Raw genomic sequence first — 732 nt, forward strand, 5'->3', positions numbered from 1 at the left:
TCACGCACAGGTCCCGCCGCTCCTGGCACCACAGGGCTCGGGCGGCGGGACCGGCATGCTCCGCCCACCTCCTCGGCTTCGCCATTCATCCAGCAAGCTCACGAACTGGGAGTTCACGTGCTCCGAAACCTCCTTCTACGCCGTTCCCCGACGGTGGTGATCGCCGCCGTCACAGTGACGTTGTTCGCCGCACCCGCCGCCGCGGCGCCGGAGCCCACTCCGGGGCGCCGTGCCTCCGATGTGAACGTGGCCCGCGCCCTCGCGCCCTGCGACCCGAGCGGACCGACATCGACCGACGCCGCGCTGGCCGTGCAGCTGAACAGCAGCCTTCAGGCGAAGATGCGCGGCTTCATGTCCGCCTACCGCGTCTCGTGCGCTCGTATGGTCGTCAACGCGGTGAAGGCCCGCGGCCTGCACTCCAGGGCCGCCGTCATCGCCATCACCACCACGATCGTGGAATCGAGCATCGACAACATCAGCGAAGAGCTGGACCATGACAGCCTCGGGCTGTTCCAGCAGCGGGCGAGCTGGGGTAATCGTACCCAGCGGCTCGACCCGACCTGGGCCACGAACGCGTTCCTGAACAAGATGCTCAACGAGTACCCGAACAACACGTGGATGACCGCGCCCGTCGGAGAGGTGTGCCAGACCGTCCAGGTCTCGGCCTTCCCCGAGCGTTACCAGCCACAGGCCGGCGACGGCCAGATCATCGTCAACGCCCTGTGGTCCGTG

The 732-nt window shown here is 67.8% G+C and carries 1 protein-coding gene; it reads left to right on the forward strand.

Annotated elements, in window-relative coordinates:
- Positions 1 to 117 precede the first annotated feature (117 nt).
- On the forward strand, positions 118 to 732 hold a 615-nt coding region (locus HKK74_RS38895), incomplete at its 3' end, for a hypothetical protein (RefSeq protein WP_222723276.1).

Source organism: Actinomadura alba, from assembly GCF_014323705.1.
Lineage (GTDB): Bacteria > Actinomycetota > Actinomycetes > Streptosporangiales > Streptosporangiaceae > Actinomadura_C > Actinomadura_C alba.